Annotated in this window: 18 protein-coding genes; 14 read left to right on the top strand and 4 right to left on the bottom strand. The window is 62.1% G+C overall.

The genetic code is table 11. The features are described from left to right. Positions 1-22: 22 nt before the first annotated feature. The 12 genes from AF337_RS04055 to AF337_RS04000 all read left to right on the top strand — a co-directional run bounded on the left by AF337_RS04055 (position 23) and on the right by AF337_RS04000 (position 10,591). A complete protein-coding gene (locus tag AF337_RS04055; protein ID WP_225882926.1) occupies positions 23-2,563 on the top strand; it encodes a hypothetical protein in 2,541 nt (846 codons plus the stop codon). A gap of 304 nt (positions 2,564-2,867) precedes the next feature. Then, a complete protein-coding gene (locus AF337_RS04050) occupies positions 2,868-3,125 on the top strand; it encodes a hypothetical protein (RefSeq protein ID WP_049731157.1) in 258 nt (85 codons plus the stop codon). 50 nt (positions 3,126-3,175) lie between these two features. Then, positions 3,176-3,652 (top strand): hypothetical protein, encoded by a 477-nt coding sequence (locus AF337_RS04045; protein WP_004672583.1) that lies wholly within the window; start codon positions 3,176-3,178, stop codon positions 3,650-3,652. Next, the gene (gene sctJ, locus AF337_RS04040) at positions 3,649-4,479 is read left to right on the top strand and encodes a type III secretion system inner membrane ring lipoprotein SctJ (protein ID WP_049731156.1); all 831 of its coding nucleotides are present in this window, start codon (positions 3,649-3,651) and stop codon (positions 4,477-4,479) included. The genes AF337_RS04045 and sctJ overlap by 4 nt, the downstream gene beginning before the upstream one ends. 2 nt (positions 4,480-4,481) lie before the next feature. Beyond that, positions 4,482-5,111 carry a hypothetical protein gene (locus AF337_RS04035; RefSeq protein WP_049731155.1) on the top strand — a complete coding sequence of 210 codons (630 nt, stop codon included), beginning with the start codon at positions 4,482-4,484 and terminating at the stop codon, positions 5,109-5,111. Beyond that, positions 5,108-5,671, top strand: coding sequence for a type III secretion system stator protein SctL (gene sctL, locus AF337_RS04030; protein ID WP_004672586.1), 564 nt, complete (start codon positions 5,108-5,110; stop codon positions 5,669-5,671). The genes AF337_RS04035 and sctL overlap by 4 nt, the downstream gene beginning before the upstream one ends. Continuing rightward, positions 5,664-6,983 (top strand): FliI/YscN family ATPase, encoded by a 1,320-nt coding sequence (locus AF337_RS04025; RefSeq protein ID WP_029875511.1) that lies wholly within the window; start codon positions 5,664-5,666, stop codon positions 6,981-6,983. The genes sctL and AF337_RS04025 overlap by 8 nt, the downstream gene beginning before the upstream one ends. Continuing rightward, on the top strand, positions 6,980-7,999 hold the full coding sequence (locus AF337_RS04020; RefSeq protein WP_049731154.1) for a FliM/FliN family flagellar motor switch protein: 1,020 nt from the start codon (positions 6,980-6,982) through the stop codon (positions 7,997-7,999). The genes AF337_RS04025 and AF337_RS04020 overlap by 4 nt, the downstream gene beginning before the upstream one ends. Further along, positions 7,999-8,652 (top strand): type III secretion system export apparatus subunit SctR, encoded by a 654-nt coding sequence (gene sctR / locus AF337_RS04015; RefSeq protein WP_049731153.1) that lies wholly within the window; start codon positions 7,999-8,001, stop codon positions 8,650-8,652. Before AF337_RS04020 ends, sctR begins: the two co-directional genes overlap by 1 nt. Positions 8,653-8,717: 65 nt before the next feature. Then, entirely contained in the window at positions 8,718-8,987 is a 270-nt protein-coding gene (locus AF337_RS04010; RefSeq protein ID WP_004672590.1) for a flagellar biosynthetic protein FliQ, read from the top strand. Positions 8,988-8,997: 10 nt separating this feature from the next. Next, complete coding sequence (locus AF337_RS04005) at positions 8,998-9,807, top strand: EscT/YscT/HrcT family type III secretion system export apparatus protein (RefSeq protein ID WP_049731152.1); 810 nt, start codon at positions 8,998-9,000, stop codon at positions 9,805-9,807. Continuing rightward, entirely contained in the window at positions 9,794-10,591 is a 798-nt protein-coding gene (locus AF337_RS04000; RefSeq protein ID WP_012489462.1) for an EscU/YscU/HrcU family type III secretion system export apparatus switch protein, read from the top strand. Before AF337_RS04005 ends, AF337_RS04000 begins: the two co-directional genes overlap by 14 nt. 60 nt (positions 10,592-10,651) lie before the next feature. On the opposite strand, the gene AF337_RS03995 is transcribed toward AF337_RS04000, so the two are convergent. The 4 genes from AF337_RS03995 to AF337_RS43535 form a co-directional block, all read right to left on the bottom strand. Beyond that, on the bottom strand, positions 10,652-11,566 hold the full coding sequence (locus AF337_RS03995; protein ID WP_049731151.1) for a pectate lyase: 915 nt from the start codon (positions 11,564-11,566) through the stop codon (positions 10,652-10,654). Between the two features lie 42 nt (positions 11,567-11,608). Beyond that, positions 11,609-13,540, bottom strand: a complete 1,932-nt coding sequence (locus tag AF337_RS03990) for a flagellar biosynthesis protein FlhA (RefSeq protein WP_049731150.1) — start codon at positions 13,538-13,540, stop codon at positions 11,609-11,611. A 23-nt stretch (positions 13,541-13,563) separates the two neighbouring features. Beyond that, on the bottom strand, positions 13,564-14,451 hold the full coding sequence (locus AF337_RS03985; RefSeq protein WP_225882925.1) for a SctD/MshK family protein: 888 nt from the start codon (positions 14,449-14,451) through the stop codon (positions 13,564-13,566). A 169-nt stretch (positions 14,452-14,620) separates the two neighbouring features. Beyond that, complete coding sequence (locus AF337_RS43535) at positions 14,621-14,779, bottom strand: hypothetical protein (protein WP_004672595.1); 159 nt, start codon at positions 14,777-14,779, stop codon at positions 14,621-14,623. A 253-nt stretch (positions 14,780-15,032) separates the two neighbouring features. Here AF337_RS43535 and AF337_RS03980 point away from each other — a divergent pair, with 253 nt between their 5' ends. After that, the gene (locus tag AF337_RS03980) at positions 15,033-15,581 is read left to right on the top strand and encodes a hypothetical protein (RefSeq protein WP_008534289.1); all 549 of its coding nucleotides are present in this window, start codon (positions 15,033-15,035) and stop codon (positions 15,579-15,581) included. 9 nt (positions 15,582-15,590) lie between these two features. Then, entirely contained in the window at positions 15,591-16,004 is a 414-nt protein-coding gene (locus tag AF337_RS03975) for a hypothetical protein (protein WP_008534291.1), read from the top strand. Positions 16,005-16,094: the final 90 nt, after the last annotated feature.

The following is a 16,094-nucleotide window of genomic DNA, read 5'->3' as shown; positions in this document are numbered from 1 at the left end:
TCTCCTGTTCAATTCCGATTTCATGAGCGAGATCAATCAGGGCTTCATGGAAGGGCTGAAGGACAAGGACAAATCCTTCGAGAGCATCGACGTCGTCAAAAACCCTCACAATTACACTGCCGAGCAGAAACTGATCATGTATCTCGATCTGCTTCAGACCAAGGCGACCTTCGGCCAATACAAGGACAGCCTCGGCGACAACCAGCGCGGCATCTACAACGACCAGGAGATCCTGAAGGATCTCGACAAGTCGATCGCCATCCTGGGCTCGGACCCCGACGTCAACTCGCTGATGACGGAGAAGGCGCTGAAGGCCTTCAAGCTGATCTTCTCCGGTTATCGCGTGGCGCCGCCCGATACGAACAAGGACGCTTCCGAGATCATCAACGACACGATAACGCGTGACGAGAAGATGAAGGACCTGCGTACGAAGGTCGAGGATGCCTTTGAGCGCGACATCGTCAATGGCGGCCTGCTGAATGACGGTCTCAAATCCGGCAAGGACGTCACCACCATTCTCAAGGAATATAATGCCGCCCTCGGCTTCTATTCCATGGTGCTTCCCGACGATTTCGTAAAGCAGCGCTCGGCGATTGCCGACAAGACCTATGCCGAATTCTTCGACAAGAACGTGCTGCCGACGATCTCCGATCCGACGACGGCGCTCGATGGCCTGATCCGCATGGGACTGGCCGGCAACAAGACCGAGCGGGAACTGAAGGGGCTCGGCTCCATCCTGCCGGTTGTGGATTTCGACCAGTCGCTCGGGCTCGGCGGGAGCCTGTTCCCCGATCTCAAGATCGACCTCGACGGTTTGAAAAAGGTTGCCGCTTCCGAATTCGGCAGCACCGTTCCCAACAATATCACCCACCTGTTCAACCCGACCATCCAGGCGATGGCCAACCAGTTTTACGGGTCAGACAGCCCCGAGGTGCGCGATCAGTTCAAGGCCGACGTCAAGGCGCTTCTCGGTCCGCTGCTCGACAAGGTAGGCGCCGGAGAAATCGGCATCGGCGATCTCGCCGGCAATCTGGAGCGCCTGACGTCGCGCCTGAGCGCACCCGGCGGCAAGGAGGTCTTGGGCTACCGCCATGCGGTGCAGACCGCGCTGGAAGGGCTCGTCATGGGCGCCAGCCTGGTCTCGAAGTTGCCGGCCAATGCCGAGTGGGACAAGAGCGTCTCGCCGCTGCCCTCCAGCAATCTCGCCAGCTATTCGTTCAACGACGTCATGGCGGCGATCATGATCGGCACCGGGCTGGCCGGCAAGGGCATTGCCGCCAACGGCTCAGACGGCGGGCGCTTCTTCGCCGGCAGCGGCGGCGACGCCTGGATCGCCGAGCGCATGTTCGCCACCACGGACAATGGCTGGAGCAAGACCATCCAAAGTCTCGATCTGCCCTATATCGACAGCGAATATCTGACATCGAGCCTCAAGGACATGGGACTTTCCATGTCAGGCCTGATGAAGACGCTGATGCCCGGCACGGATGTGATCGATCCAATCATCGTCGACGGCAAGACCGCCGAAGAGGCGATCAAGAAGATCATCGCCCCGAGCCTCGACGCGCTGGCGGAAACCCTGTTCAAGGGCAATGCCGATGCCATGGCGCAATACAAGACCAATTTCACGACGATCTTCACCGCGCTTTGGGCGACGATGCGACCGGGCGGCAGCGTCGAAACGATCAAGGCCGACCTTGCCAAGCTGATCGACAAGACCGCGACGGCGGCGCCGGCAGGGGTCGATCCTGTCAAATACAAGGCGGCGCTCTCTTCCGGCGTGATGTCGGTGCTTACCGCATCCCGCTCCATCTATGCCGGCCTCAACATGACGAGCCCGACCTGGGACAGCATCGGCATCGTGGTTCTGCACGCCCTTGGCGCTCTCGCGCACATGGGCAGTGCGCTCGGCTCGGCGATCAAAGCCTCGAATTTTTCGCTGCTGGATGGGATCAGTTCACTCGTCGGCGTTTCCGACGAGCTGGCGCGGGCGCAGCGCAGCGTGCTCTCCGCCTTTTTCAAGAATACCGGGACGACGGTTGGCGCCGTTGCCGGCATCGCTTGGCTGCCGGTGGAATATTACCAGTTCCTGCAGGGGCTCACCAGTGGCAAGGGCGATCCGGTCGATCTCATCTTCATGGGTATCGGAACCGCGGCGGACACGGTCGGCGCGATCGAGGGCATCGCAGGCGTTGCCAATATGCTGGTGAATTCCACCTTCCTCGGGCGCACGGGCGCAACGGTAGCGCTCGTCTCCGGCGGCTTCTCGCTCGCCTTCGCGATCGCCGGCGCGGTGTCCTGGGCGGCCTGGGCGGGCTTTGCCATCTACCAGAGCATCAAGCAGGAAAAAGCCTTCCACAAGCAGACCGACATGATGAACGACATGCTTAAGCGCACTGTCAACGACACGGTCGGCATCTACGCCAAAACAGGTCAGCGCGTCGGCGCCAAGGGCGGCGTCGCCCCCGCGCCCCGCGACCCGGAACAGCGCGAGCTGACCCCTGAGAACTGGGACGCGATCATCGCCGATATCGAGAAGCGCCGCGGTACGGCGGTGGGCTGATCCGGGACGCTTTCGCAACACCAAATATCTGGGTACTCACAGGCCCGGTTGGCGTAGAGGCGGTCGGGCCTGTGAACATTTGATAGCAATAAATTTAAGTATGAATTTCATGCGCAATCTGGATATCTGCTGCGCTTTATGGATAAAAACGTTCAATTTTAATATAAAGGTCGAGAAAGTTGTCAAAGCCGATTGTAATTTCCGAAAATTAACCATCGGTTAAGTTTAAACAATTGACCGGCCGTTTTTTTATCCATATCAAATCATGCATTCATTTTGATAACTCCTTGATGGAAGTGCTCATATGGCCGTAGATGCAGTGAATTCCGACCTGAACCTGGCGCCTGCAAACCCTGTCTCGGTGGGGCTGACGACTGATAAGACAGGTTCCAAGGACACCACCGGCAGCACGACGAAAAAGGTCGATCCGAACAGCGAGAGCGAGATACTCTCCGCTGCCGTGGACGCGTTTCTGCCAGGCATGATTTCCAACACCCTGATGCTGAACAATTCGCTTTTCAATTTCGCCAAGGAGGCGATCGACGAAGGCAGCGACGAGTAGCGTTCCCGTTCATCGTTTGCAGTTGACGTGTACCGAGTTGAGGAATTGCAATGAGCGGAGAAGAACTTACCGGCCGCGCCTTTACGCCGCCCGTTGATGGCGTATCGACAGGCAATGTGCTGAAGACCTCGGAGATCGTGGCGGAACGGATCGGGCTGCAGCCGGCGGATTTCGCCGGCCTTCGGCCAACCGAACTCACCTCCATTCCCAACATCCAGGGCCGCAAGATCGCGCCTGAGTCCGACGCCGTCCCGCCCTCCTATTCACCGGAAGGCAATACCAGGCCCTCCAGCATTCTCGACCGGCTGTCGGCATTCTTCATGCCGGTGGCCGGGAACGGCCAGCCGGAGACGCCGCTGGTGCGATTTGCCGCGGACAAGGATCACAGCGGCCCGAAGATCGAAGACATCACGACATCGATCGACCGGCTGGAGAAATCACAGCAATTCGCGACCGGCACGACGCTGCTGTCGTCACTCACCCAGTCGGTGATGTCGTCGTCCAAACGGCTGACGCAGGGCCAGTGAATATCATGATCACATCGGCCCTTGCGAGATCACCGATCACTTCGCCCGCGCGCAAAGTCCTTCCGAAGGCCGCCATGCTCGCCCTCTGCCTGTTCCTCGCCGCCTGCAGCCAGGACGTGCTGACGGGACTCGATCAGCGCGATGCGTTGGATGCTCAGGTCCTGCTCGAACGCGCCGGCATCTCCGTCACCATGAAGAGCGAAAAGGGCGGGACCTATGCGATCGCCGCTGAATCAGCCGATCATGCCCGGGCGATCGAGTTGCTGGCGGACGCCGGTCTGCCGCGTCAGTCGTTCGGAAATGTCGCCGAACTCTTTCCCGGCAACGGCTTCCTTGTGACGCCTTACGAACAAAAAGCCCGGATGAGCTACGCCATCGAGCAGCAGCTTGCCGAAACGCTTTCGGGGCTTGACGGCGTGGCGACGGCGCGCGTCCATGTGGTGCTGCCGGAGGAAAACGGCCGCGGGCTCATCAAGGAAAAGGCGAGGGCGGCGGCCGTGTTGCAATATCGCCCCGGCGCCAATCTCAACGAGATCGACATGAAAAGCCGGTCCGTTCTGGTCAACAGCATCCGTGATCTCTCTTACGAAGATGTCTCGGTGGTGGTCAGCCCCTGGTCGGAGGTCGGCGCGCCGGCGGCCCCGCCGGCAACGGCAGCATCGGCCCCGGCGGCAACCGTGACGCCGGCACCCGCCGCAGCGCCATTCTCGATGGTGCAAAGCGCTCTCTCGGCTTTCAAGGCCCCCAATCTGGCCGTGATCGGCGCAATTATCCTCGCCATCGGGGCATGCCTGCTGCTGCTGTTGCCGCAGCGGAAGGAGCGCTGAGCATGCGCACGCCGCGTTCGGACGGCGAGGCGATCTCGGATGCGGCGAGGATCCGCAGGGCAGCGCTGCTTTCCGCGGATATGCTGACGGCCGCCCGATGGGATGGGACCGCGCCGCTCCTTGCCGATGGGTCTACCCTGTCGCGGCGGCTGCACCGGCGGCTTTTCACGGAGATCGCAGAAGCCCATGGCGACCCCGCCACATTTGCCGACGGCGCCCGCCGCCTGATTTCCATGGACGCGGACGGACTCGCAAAGGCCGCGTTCCGGGCGGGCTTCGCCTATCATCTCGCAGCCTTCTGCCCCGCGGTCGATCGCCCGACCCTTGCGAGGCTCAGGGCCGCCTACGGCGAGGAAGCGGTCGCATTCGCCCTCGGCCACATCAATCTTTCCACGGCAACGCCGCCGCTTGATCTGTTGAGCGAGCAGGCAAGGCATGTCGTCGAGGCCGATGGCTGGTCGATGCTGGCGCTTCTGGCAGACGAATATCGGATCTCTGCGGCATGGCGGTGGGCGGGCTGGCGCGACATGGCCGAAAACGGCTCGGCTTCCCTGTTGAAGAGCCCGGCGCTCGTTCTGGCGACGGCCGCCGTCGACGAGGTCGCCTCCACACAGGAAGGCGCCGGACGATGAGCTCGGGATTTGCACGCCACGACCGCATCATTCCGGCGGAAAACTTCGGCCAGATCAGGGAGGCGGCGCAAATTCTGGCGGCTGCCCGCCAGGACGCCGCCCAATCCCAGGCCACACTTGCAGCCGCCAGCGAGCAGGCCGCCCAAAACGGCTATCGCGACGGGTTCGAACAGGGCGTTCGTGATGCCGCCGCACGGCTTGCCGCCTCGCTCGGAAAAGCCGAACAGGAGATTGCCAATCTCGACAGCTGGGTCGAGGCGGTGGTTCTGAAATCGGTCGGATTGATCCTCGGATCGATGGAGGCCGACGAACGCACCAGGCGATTGGTCCGCCACGCCATATCCCAGACCGCAGAGGCCCAGGAGATCGCCCTCCATGTCGCCCCCGAGGATGCCGCCATGATCGCCCAGGCAATTGCGGATATCGATCATCGCATCACTATCGAAACGGATCCGCTGATGTCTGCCGGCGAGATCGTCCTGGAGACATCGGCGGGACGAAGCCAGATCGGCTTGAAAGACCAGCTCGCCACCGTAATCGAGGCCCTCGTCCATGGCTGACGCATTGCTTCGCATGGAGCGGACGCTCGAACAGACGGACGTGCGACGGCAGAGCGGCCGCGTGACGAGTGTTTCGGGCCTGCTGGTGCGGGCGCTCATCCCCTCGGTTCGGATCGGCGAGCTCTGCGAACTGCATGAGCCGGGCAGGGGCCGCATCGGCCTCGCCGATGTCGTCGGTATCGACGGCGAGACGGCACTTCTCTCGCTTCACGGCGAAACCCGCGGCATCTCCCAGCGCACGGAAATCGTCCCGACCGGCCGGGAGCCGGCGATCTCTGTCGGCAACTTCCTGCTCGGCGCGATCGTCGATGCGCACGGCAACGTCCTGCGTCCCTCCGCCAATCCGGCCGGCGAGGACGCGCGTTTCCTGCAGCCGCTCTACGGCCAGCCGGTCAACCCCTTGTCGCGCCGTCCCATCCGCCAGCCGTTCACCTCGGGAATTGCCGCCCTGGACGGATTGCTGACCTGCGGGCAGGGCCAGCGCATCGGTATTTTCGGCGCGCCTGGCGCCGGCAAGTCGACGCTGGTGTCCCAGATCGTCGCCAACAACAAGGCCGATGTGATCGTCTGCGCCCTGGTGGGCGAACGCGGACGCGAGGTCGGCGAATTCGTTGCCGGCAACATGCCGGAAGGCGTCCCCTCGAATGTGACGCTGGTTGTCGCCACATCCGACCGCCCGGCGCTGGAGCGGTTCAAGGCGGTGATGACGGCAACGGCGATCGCCGAATATTTTCGCGAGCAGGGAAAACACGTGCTGCTCGTCATCGACAGCGTCACCCGCATGGCCCGCGCCTTGCGCGAAGTGGGGCTTGCCGCCGGCGAACCGCCGGTGCGGCGCGGCTTTCCGCCTTCCGTATTCGCCGTCCTGCCGCAAATCTTCGAGCGTGCCGGCAACAGCGCAAACGGCATGATGACGGCTTTCTATACGGTGCTCGTCGAAGGCGAAGAGCAAGACGATCCGATTGCCGAAGAAACCAGATCGCTGCTGGACGGCCATATCGTGCTCTCCGACAAGATTGCCAAGGCAGGCAATTTTCCGGCGATCGATGTGCTGGCCAGCCGAAGCCGGACGATGAGCGCAGTGGTGAGCGAGAGCCATCGCCAGGCAGCCGACAGGCTGCGCGCCCTGCTTGCCCTCTATGACGAGGTGGAACTGCTGATCCGCGTCGGCGAATATCGCCAGGGGCGCGACGCCGCCGTCGACGAGGCCGTCGCCAAACACGGGCTCATCCAGCGCTTCCTGTTTGACGGCCAGGGCAAGCCGCAGCCGTTCGGCGCGATCGTCGAAGCGCTCGAGGAGCTTGTCCGATGAATATCGCCGCGCCCGCATGGCCCCGCTCATCGATGGCCGGGAGCTTCTTTTCCCGTTCCGGCACGACGATGCGCGCCGCCTGGCAAATTCCGGTCCGGGAGCAGACGCTTTCCGTTCGCCCGCTGTCCCCCGATATCGCAGCCGCGCGGATTGCCGATCCAGTCGGCATTCTCTGCCGCGTCGGCGAACGGGAGCAGATGCTGATTGCGTCGGCCGGCGCATTGTGGTTGCTGGCCGAAAGGCTTGAACCGCTGCTCCTCTGGGAAAAACTGTCACCGCACGAACAGGCGGCGGTGGTCGAACATCAGTTCGTCGAGGCCTTCGAGGAAATCGAGAACAAGATCGGCATCAGCCTGTCGCTGCTGCAGATCGGTGCAGAGCCGCAGCCGGATTTCAGCGGCAATTTCGGCTTCGAAATCGGCTGGAGCGGCATGAGCCTGCCCTTGAGCGGCCGTTTCGATGAAACCTTCCTTGCCGGCCTCGTCGGCTGGGCAAGCCGCCTACCGCGCCGCACGCTCAATGCCCTGACGACGGCGGTCAACATCCGGCGCGGTTATGCCGTGCTGTCGGTCGGTCAGATCAAATCCCTGCGATTGGGGGACGGCATCGTCATCGATGGGGGGGCAGCGGAGACCGTGGTCGCGATCACGGGTGAACGTTACCTTGCAACCTGCATGCGCTCGGACAAAGGCGCGGTCCTCACCGAGCCGCTCCTGTCGACGCCAACCGGACCAATGAGGCATTTCATGACGAATGACACCGTCGATCAGGAATTGCAGGGCGAGCCGCGTCCGTCGCCTGTCGATAGCATCCCGATCAAGCTGGTCTTCGATGCCGGACGGCTGGAGTTGCCGCTGCGCGCACTCGAGACGATCGGCGAGGGCTATGTGTTCAACCTCGACAGGCCATTGTCGGACGCCGTCGATATCATCGCCCAGGGCCGCATTATCGGACGGGGCGAAATCATTTCCGTGGATGGGTTGAGCGCCGTTCGCGTCACGGCGCTGCACGACTGATGGAACAGAGCTTTCCTCTTGCCCAGAGCCTCGCGGCAATGGCGGCGATCTCGATGCTGCCGGTCATTGCCGTGATCGCAACCTCCTTCACCAAGATTTCAGTCGTCCTGCTGATCGTGCGCAATGCGATCGGCATCCAGCAGACGCCGCCGAATCTCCTGGTCTTTGCGATTGCCATCGTGCTATCGGCCTTCGTGATGAACCCGGTGCTGCAAAACAGCTGGCAATTGTTGCTCGCCCATAGCGGCGATTTCGGCACGGTCAGTGGCATGGCGGACGGCATGATCAAAGTGGCAGCGCCGCTGAAGGATTTCATGCTGAAATTTTCCGACGCCGAGGTGCGCGACTCTTTCGTGCAGGCGTCGCAGAAGATCTGGGCAAACGCGCCGGCAACCCCCATTGCCTCCGACGATATCACCGTGCTGACGCCGAGCTTCCTCGTTTCGGAACTGACGCGGGCCTTTGAAATCGGATTTCTGATCTATCTGCCCTTCCTGATGATCGACTTCGCCGTCTCCGCCATTCTGGTGGCGCTCGGCATGCAGATGATGTCCCCGACCGTGGTGTCGACACCGCTGAAGCTGCTGCTGTTCGTCTCGATCGACGGCTGGCGGCGATTGCTGGAAGGTCTGGTGCTGTCCTATGCGCAGTGAGCATCGCGCCTTGACGAAAGCCCCGGTTCGAGCGCCTGCCGCGCCCACGCGAAAGGCCTGCCGTCATGGGTGAAGACCAGGTCGCAGCCGAAATCGGCATGTCCGTCATGGCGACCTTCGCCTTGGCCGGCCCCATTCTAGGCCTGGCCGCGCTTCTCGGGCTGATCATCGCCATTTTCCAGGCGGCAACGCAAATCCAGGAGCAGACCATCGCGCAGATCGTCAAGATTTTCGTGATCTCCATCACCCTGCTGCTGTTCGGCCGGGTGCTGGCAACGCCGCTGATCGAACATTCCGTTCATATCCTGAACGACTTCCCGACCATGGTTCAGTGAGGCGGGGCGGATGGGGCCGGATCATCTTCCGCTCGTCGGCATCGAGGTCGCGGTACCGGCCGCGGCGATGCTCGGCGCCGCCCGCGCGCTCGGGATCCTGCTGATCTTCCCGATCTTCTCGCTGTTCAGCATCGTCGGCATTCTGCGTTTCGGCCTGGCAATCGGCCTTTCGGCGCCCTCCGTCGCCTTCGCCTATTCGGTGCTGGCTCTCGGAGATACGTCCTGGTTCGATCTGGCCGCCCTTTCGATGAAGGAACTTTGCTTCGGGGCGCTTATCGGCATGGGGCTCGGCATTCCCTTTTGGGCGGCCCAGGCGGCGGGTGATATGACCGATGTCTATCGCGGCGCCAATGCCGCCAATCTCTTCGACCAGATCAACGCGCTGGAAACCGCGCCGCTCGGTTCGCTGATGATGTCGATCGCCCTGGTGCTTTTCGTCAGCGCCGGCGGCATCATCGATCTGGTCGCGATTTTCTACAAGTCGTTCGAGTTCTGGCCGCTCTTCAAGCTCATGCCCGCCATGCCCGACGATCCGCTCGACATGATCCTCGGTGTATTCGGCCGGCTGTTCAAAGCGGCCGGATTGCTTGCCGCCCCGTTCATGATCGTCACCTGCGCGCTCGAATTGTCGCTGGCCTTCGTTGGCCGATCGTCGAAACAATTCCCGCTGAACGATAGCCTGCCGGCCATCAAGAACTTCGCGGTCGTGGTCATTCTCGTCATCTACACGGCCTTTATTTCCAGCTATTTCCACGATCTCTGGATCGACGGATTCAACGAGGTGAAAGCCATGCTGGAGGTGACCCATGGCCAAAAATGACGATACCGAGGAAAAAACCCTGCCGCCGAGCCGGGTGAAGCTCGATCGGCTCCGGCGCGAGGGCCAGGTTCCCCGCTCGAAGGAAATCCCGGTTGCGATCTCCGTCCTTGCCATCGCCGTCTACGTCACCTGGGGCTTGCCTGCTATCCTCGAGGATTTCACCCGCAGTTTCGATAGCGGCCTGCAGTCCGCCGGACGGGCCGACCTCTCCGACGCCGTCACTGTCGGCTTGAGCGAAACCGGCGTGGCGCTGCTCGATCTCATCTGGCTGCCGCTTGCCACGGGTCTTGCCGCGACCATCCTGGTGTCGATCCTCGACGGGCAGGGGTTTCCCGTATCGTTCAAACATATGAGCTTCGATTTCACCCGGCTCAATCCGTTCGAGGGCATCAAGAGGCTTTTTTCGCTCGCGAGCATCGCCGAGTTCGTCAAGGGGCTCGTCAAGTTTGTCCTGCTCGCCACCGCCGGCGGCGGTGCGATCCTCTATTTCCTCAACAGCATCTTCTGGTCGCCTCTTTGCGGAGAAGCATGCACGCTCTCCGCGACAGCCCATCTCCTCGGCTCGATCCTCGTCATTGCCGCCGGCATCATGGTGGCCGCGGCGTTTTTCGATATCCGCATTTCGCGCGCGTTGTTCAGGCACGAACACCGCATGACCAAGACCGAGGCGCGGCGCGAATACAAGGATACCCAGGGCGACCCGAAGCTGAAATCGGCGCGCCGGCAAATCGGCGCGGAAATGCGCAGCAGCCCGCCGCGCAGGCAAGGACCAGGCCGGCAATGAAAAGCGGGAGCCTAAGCCGCCCGCTTGATCTTCGCTTTGCGGTTCCGGTGGTCGGGCGTCTCAGACGCCCGATTGGTTGTCACCTACACGCGTCCAGTTCTTCACATCGTCCAGCGTGATATCGGAGAGGAACGTCACACTGGCAAGTGAGCTGTCGGTGCGGAAGACGTTGCTGCCGTGGGAGAACGCCCCGCCATCGATGGTGACGTCGGCGTCGATCTGCTTGCCGCCGTTGGTGCGCACGAGCGTGGTAAAGCCGTCAGCGACGAAATCCTTCAGATAGAACCTCGTGTCGGCATTGATCTGGAAGATCTTGTCGGTCGCGCCCTTGGCGGAGCCACCGACAATAGTGACGTCGCCGGCGCTTTTTACCGTCAGCGCATTCTCGCCGACATTCTGCCAATTGACGTTTTCGAGCGTCGCGCCGCCATAAACGTGGATTCCGTCGGCGCCATTCTCGCCGAGATTGACATTCTTGAGCGTCGCGCCGTTCTTGAGAATGAACAGCGGCGATTGGGTTTCGGACTGGCCGCCATCGCCGAGCTTGGACGAGGCCGTATAGGTCGCGCCCTTGCCGTCGAACACGCCGCCATCCACGACGATCGGCTCGTTGACGACGATGACGCTGCCCTCTTTCGAGAGGTCGGGTTTTTCCGTCGTGGTCTGCAAAGTCGTGGCCTGTTTCTCGTCGGATGGATCCACCTTCTTGGAGTGGGATTGCCAGTTGATGTGCTTGCGCAGCAGATCCTTGGGGTCGGAATCCATGCCGTTTTCCGACGTTTCCCGCGACTTCGGCACATAGGAGGTCAGCGTCGGCGGGTTGCCGGAGAAATCTTCGAAGGGCGAGACCTTGCGGGTTCGGATGGCGGTGAAATCCGTGTCGGCCCTATTGCTGCCGCCAAGGCAATCGGACTCAAGGTCGAAACGGGAGGTTCTGTCGAAGTCTATGGGCCTTTGTCCATCTACGCCACACATTGCATTCATCCCCAGTTGGTCTCGTCTACTTCACTTGCTCTATCAGCCCGGCCTTTGTTTGGAGCCGGCAGCGTTCCGGATTTGCCCGATCTCTCCGATGGTTTCGATCGTTATATCCCTGTCGATCTCCTCCGCCGCCAGCACCGGAATGCGGCAGTTGTGGTGGATCATCAGCGTCTGGGTGAGCAGGCGCCACTCGCCCGGCACGATGATGATGGGATCGTATCCCCGCTCGTTGGCGTCCTCGAGAGCCTGCCTGGCTTTCTCGGCCAGCAGGCGCAGCCTTTCGGCTATCTCGATCTTCTCGGTCGCTCCAGCGGCGTCATAGGAGCGGATGAAGTGGTCCCATTCGGCGGGAAGCACCAGCGCCGGCAGCAATCCGCGCCGGTCGAGAAGCCCGAAGGCGATCTGCTTGACCAGCGCGGCGCGCGCCATTTCGGCCAGGGCATCCGGCGCGTGATCGGTGCCGGCGTGCAGCATCACTTCCAGCAGTCCGCGCGGCTGGGAAAGCGTCAGGCCGGAATCCAGCAGGCGTCTGACGACCGCGACCGTCAGCATCAGCGGCACCTGGGTGGCGACGTCGATCGCCAGTTTGCCGAGACGCGGTTCGAGGCTGCCCAGCCATTGTGCCGCGTCGTCGACGCTGAACAGGGCGCCGATATGGCGGCGGACGATGCGCACGATGTCGTCGGCAATCTGTTCGGCCGTCCGTTCGGGACCGCAGCTGACGAGACCGGCGGGCACGTTTTCGACCTGAAGGTGGATCAGATCCTCGGCCATGCGGGGATCGGCGTTGAACGTCGGCACCGTCACGGAGACGCCGACGGCGCGCGCCGCCATGCGGATCCGCCCGTCCAGCATTTCGCCGAGTCGCATCGCCTCAAGCCGCGCCAGCGTTTCCACCGCGACGGTGGCGATGACGGGATCGCCATATTTCGTCCTGTCGAGCGGATAGGAATTGGCGCTTTCCACGGCATTTGCCGATCCGGCCGCGGCTGGGCCGGCGCGCCGGCGATGCACCATGAAGGCAAGGCCCGCCAGACACAGGCCGATCGCGCCGAGCACGCCTGTGGGAAATCCCGGCACGAAGCCCGCGCAGATCGTCAGCGCCGCCGCAATCGCCAATGCACGGGGCTCCCGGAAGAGTTCGCGGCCGATATCGCTGCCGAGACTGCCGTTGCCGTCATCGGACACGCGGGTCACGACGATACCGGCCGAGACTGCCATCAGAATGGACGGAATCTGCGACACCAGACCGTCGCCGATCGACAGCAGCGTATAGAGATGGGCGGCCTCGGCGAAGCTCAGGCCCTTCTGGAAGATACCGATCGCCAGGCCGCCGATGAGATTGACGGCGACGATCACCAATCCTGCGACCGCATCGCCCTTGACGAAGCGCATCGCGCCGTCCATCGCCCCGAAGAACTGGCTCTCCTGTTCGAGGCGCGACCGGCGCTTCTGCGCGGCTTCCGTGGTGATATGGCCGTTACGCAGGTCGCTGTCGATGGCGAGCTGCTTGCCGGGCATGGCGTCGAGCGTGAAACGCGCGCCGACCTCGGCGATGCGCTCGGCGCCCTTCGTCACCACGATGAACTGCACCAGCGCCACGATCAGGAAAATGATCAGCCCGACGACGACATTTCCCGCAACGACGAAATCGCCGAAGGCCATGATGATCTCGCCGGCATCGGCGTCCGCCAGCACGAGCCGGGTCGAGGAAATCGTCAAGGCCAGGCGGAACAGCGTGCCGATCAGAATGACCGCGGGAAAGGTCGAGATTTCAAGCACGCTCTTCAGATAGGTCGTGGTGATCAGCACCACGAAAGCGAAGGAGAGATTGAAAGCGATCAGCACGTCCAGAACGATTGTCGGAAGCGGCAGCACCAGCATCGTCACGACGGAGGCGAAAAACACCGCAAGCAGCATATCGGTGCGTTGCGCAAGCATGGCGATGGCGGATGACCTTACCTTCATGATCCGGCTTCCGACGCCATCGCCTATTCTTGTTCGCTGCTGGAAATTTCGGCGAGCTTCGGCTCGGCACTGCCGGCGGGGGCGAAATTGACCGTATCGTCCTCACTGTCGCGGGAAACGGTCATCTGGTCTTTGCCGATCTCCTTGATCCGCCAGCCGCTCGAAACGACATCGCCTTCCTCGTAGCGGCGGCCGTCGGAGCCGATGATGAATCTGACGGGCGTATAGCCGGCGGCGGCGACGAAGCCGTCGAGACCGGAAGAGAGGGCGGTGAGATCGACGATGGAAACGGAACCGCGCCGGCTCATCGAGGCGATGATGCTGCGCAGCTTGGCCTTGTCGGGCAGGCAGAGAGGGCGCGATCCTTCGCCGATGCGAATCTCGTCGGCGGTGGCGACGATGCTCAGATCTTGGGGAAGCTGAGCCATACGAATGACCTGGCGGATTTCGGCAGCAATTGCCGCCGATGACGGCGCCGGTTCCGGCGCGGCGGAAACCCTGACGAGCGGGGCTTCGTGAGCCGGCGCATCGCTGTTGTAAAGCCCGGCCAGCAAAAGCAACGCCGCCAGCCCGAGAAGGCCGGCAGCCGCAATCCGGCGTGGCGCGAACCGCACGCGCCCGGCGCCGAGACCTTCGAGTTCGCAGGCCGTGCCGTCGAAGGAGATGGTCTGCCTCTTCGTAAGGGTCATCGTCCGATCGCGTGGGATGGAACGACCGTTGATCACGACGTCATCCCGCAGCGCGGTCAACGACACCGTGTCGGAGCCGCGGGAGCGCTGCAAACTGATGGCAAAGGCGGGTTCTGGTTTGGCGCCGAGGATGATCAGGTCGCAATCGGCGCTGCCGCCGACCACCTGCCGCTCCGCCGTCAGCGGCAGATTGGAGCTGCGCCCGGCACGCGTGATGCGCAAGACCGGTCCGCCGCTGCCTGACGCAGCGTTGCCGGCGTTACCTCTGAATGTCGGCGAAGAGGAATCTAGATCCATAACCATCTTGTTCCCGAACCGTCCGTCGAGCGGCTTTTATTGTCTTCGAGAGCGGGGAAGCGAGACGGGCGAACCCGTCTCGCCATTGTTTCAATCAGCCTGGGCCGATCTTCTTGATGGCGTTTGCGACGCCGTTGATCTTGGTGATTTCGGTTGCAACCTTCAGGCTCTGCTCGGTCGCTTCGTTCTGGGCCGACTTGAAGGCGGAAATCGCCGAGCCGATGCCCGCATCAAGTGTCGAAGTACTAGCCATGTCTTGAACTCCTTGCATGGTTTTGGCGGCCAGAGCCTTGCAGAATTCAAGATCGAATTCAATAGCTTATGTTAAAAAGTTATTAATTCGCGATATGTACAACAAATGCGCGAAATGGATATCCGTCCTGTTCCCAGCGGACCGATGATCTGCAACAGTAGATCAGATAATTATTAATAGATTGGATTTCGCAGCCCTGCCTTCATTCGTTCATTAGTTGTCGGGCGATATCCGGATCGTGAGGTAAACTCAGATGTTTGCGCGTTTTGTTTACATGGCCGCTATCGGACTGCTGGCCTCCTTTCCTCCACCGGCCGGCGCCAGCGAGCGGGAGGTGCGCCTGGATGTCGTCTCCCTGCCGCTTGGCGATGTCGTCCAGACGCTGTCCTTCATGTCCGGCATCCCGGTCACGACAGTCGGGACGCTGAGCGGCAAGGTCGAGCACTGGTCCGTCCGGGAAAGCGGAGCCAAGGCCTTTGTCAAGCTTGGCGATGCCAGCAATCTCTTCGTCGCCTATGACGGCAGCCGCATCATCATCGCGCCGAAGCAGGAGGTCTCCACCGTTGTCCTCGATCGCGGCGGCCGCAGCTGGAAGACCGAGCAAAACGCCATTCGCGCGCTGTTCCCGCTGCTGCCGGACGATGCGCTGCGTGAAGATCCCGCCAGCGGCTTGGTGCTGGTGCGCGGGCCCGCCGTCTTCACCAAGGCCGTCGAAGACGTGCTGAGCCGGCAGCAAGCCGACAGCATCAAGGTCATCAAGGGCGGCCAGCTGGAAATCCTGACGACGAACAACGGTGCCTGAGCGGCTGATATGAAGGCGTTGAAATCTCTCAGGCAGTTGCTGCAGATCCGCAGCCTGCGGGCGGACAATCTTTCCCGCAGCCTCTCCGAGGCGCGGGCGGATGCCGAAAGCGCGCGGGAGCGGGAAACGAAAGCCTCCGAAGCGCTCGACATCGCGGCAAGCCGGGCCGCCGGCAATCCTGTCGTCGACGTATTGCGCAAGAGTGGTGTCATCGCCGCCGCCGAGCTTCAGGACGCGCTGATGCGACAATCCGTATTGCGCAGCCATGAAGCCGATGCCGGCCTATCGCTTGCGCAACACAAAGCCGCCCGGCGCGCCGCGCAAGAGCGGGCAGAACACGTCGCCGCCGATTTTTCGCGAGCACAGAAGGCGGTATTGCGCGTCGAATTTTCGCTTGAAGCAGCGGAGAAAATCGACCGGTAGGGAGCTAAGAACCAGCAGATGAACCAACCGGCTTCTGTTCTTCCATCTCTTCATCGACAATCGAGCTGACGAGGGCAACGACCCGGCTGC

Source organism: Rhizobium ecuadorense (genome assembly GCF_001187535.1).
Classification (GTDB): domain Bacteria; phylum Pseudomonadota; class Alphaproteobacteria; order Rhizobiales; family Rhizobiaceae; genus Rhizobium; species Rhizobium ecuadorense.
This window is presented reverse-complemented; position numbering and strand designations above follow the sequence as displayed.

Bases quoted from the DNA above. Each gene is read 5' to 3' on its own strand.
- AF337_RS04055 (WP_225882926.1), top strand. From the start codon at position 23: ATGAGCGAGATCAATCAGGGCTTCATGGAAGGGCTGAAGGACAAGGAC.
- AF337_RS04050 (WP_049731157.1), top strand. From the start codon at position 2,868: ATGGCCGTAGATGCAGTGAATTCCGACCTGAACCTGGCGCCTGCAAAC.
- AF337_RS04045 (WP_004672583.1), top strand. From the start codon at position 3,176: ATGAGCGGAGAAGAACTTACCGGCCGCGCCTTTACGCCGCCCGTTGAT.
- AF337_RS04035 (WP_049731155.1), top strand. From the start codon at position 4,482: ATGCGCACGCCGCGTTCGGACGGCGAGGCGATCTCGGATGCGGCGAGG.
- sctL (WP_004672586.1), top strand. From the start codon at position 5,108: ATGAGCTCGGGATTTGCACGCCACGACCGCATCATTCCGGCGGAAAAC.
- AF337_RS04025 (WP_029875511.1), top strand. From the start codon at position 5,664: ATGGCTGACGCATTGCTTCGCATGGAGCGGACGCTCGAACAGACGGAC.
- AF337_RS04020 (WP_049731154.1), top strand. From the start codon at position 6,980: ATGAATATCGCCGCGCCCGCATGGCCCCGCTCATCGATGGCCGGGAGC.
- sctR (WP_049731153.1), top strand. From the start codon at position 7,999: ATGGAACAGAGCTTTCCTCTTGCCCAGAGCCTCGCGGCAATGGCGGCG.
- AF337_RS04010 (WP_004672590.1), top strand. From the start codon at position 8,718: ATGGGTGAAGACCAGGTCGCAGCCGAAATCGGCATGTCCGTCATGGCG.
- AF337_RS04005 (WP_049731152.1), top strand. From the start codon at position 8,998: ATGGGGCCGGATCATCTTCCGCTCGTCGGCATCGAGGTCGCGGTACCG.
- AF337_RS04000 (WP_012489462.1), top strand. From the start codon at position 9,794: ATGGCCAAAAATGACGATACCGAGGAAAAAACCCTGCCGCCGAGCCGG.
- AF337_RS03995 (WP_049731151.1), bottom strand. From the start codon at position 11,566: ATGTGTGGCGTAGATGGACAAAGGCCCATAGACTTCGACAGAACCTCC.
- AF337_RS03990 (WP_049731150.1), bottom strand. From the start codon at position 13,540: ATGAAGGTAAGGTCATCCGCCATCGCCATGCTTGCGCAACGCACCGAT.
- AF337_RS43535 (WP_004672595.1), bottom strand. From the start codon at position 14,779: ATGGCTAGTACTTCGACACTTGATGCGGGCATCGGCTCGGCGATTTCC.
- AF337_RS03980 (WP_008534289.1), top strand. From the start codon at position 15,033: ATGTTTGCGCGTTTTGTTTACATGGCCGCTATCGGACTGCTGGCCTCC.
- AF337_RS03975 (WP_008534291.1), top strand. From the start codon at position 15,591: ATGAAGGCGTTGAAATCTCTCAGGCAGTTGCTGCAGATCCGCAGCCTG.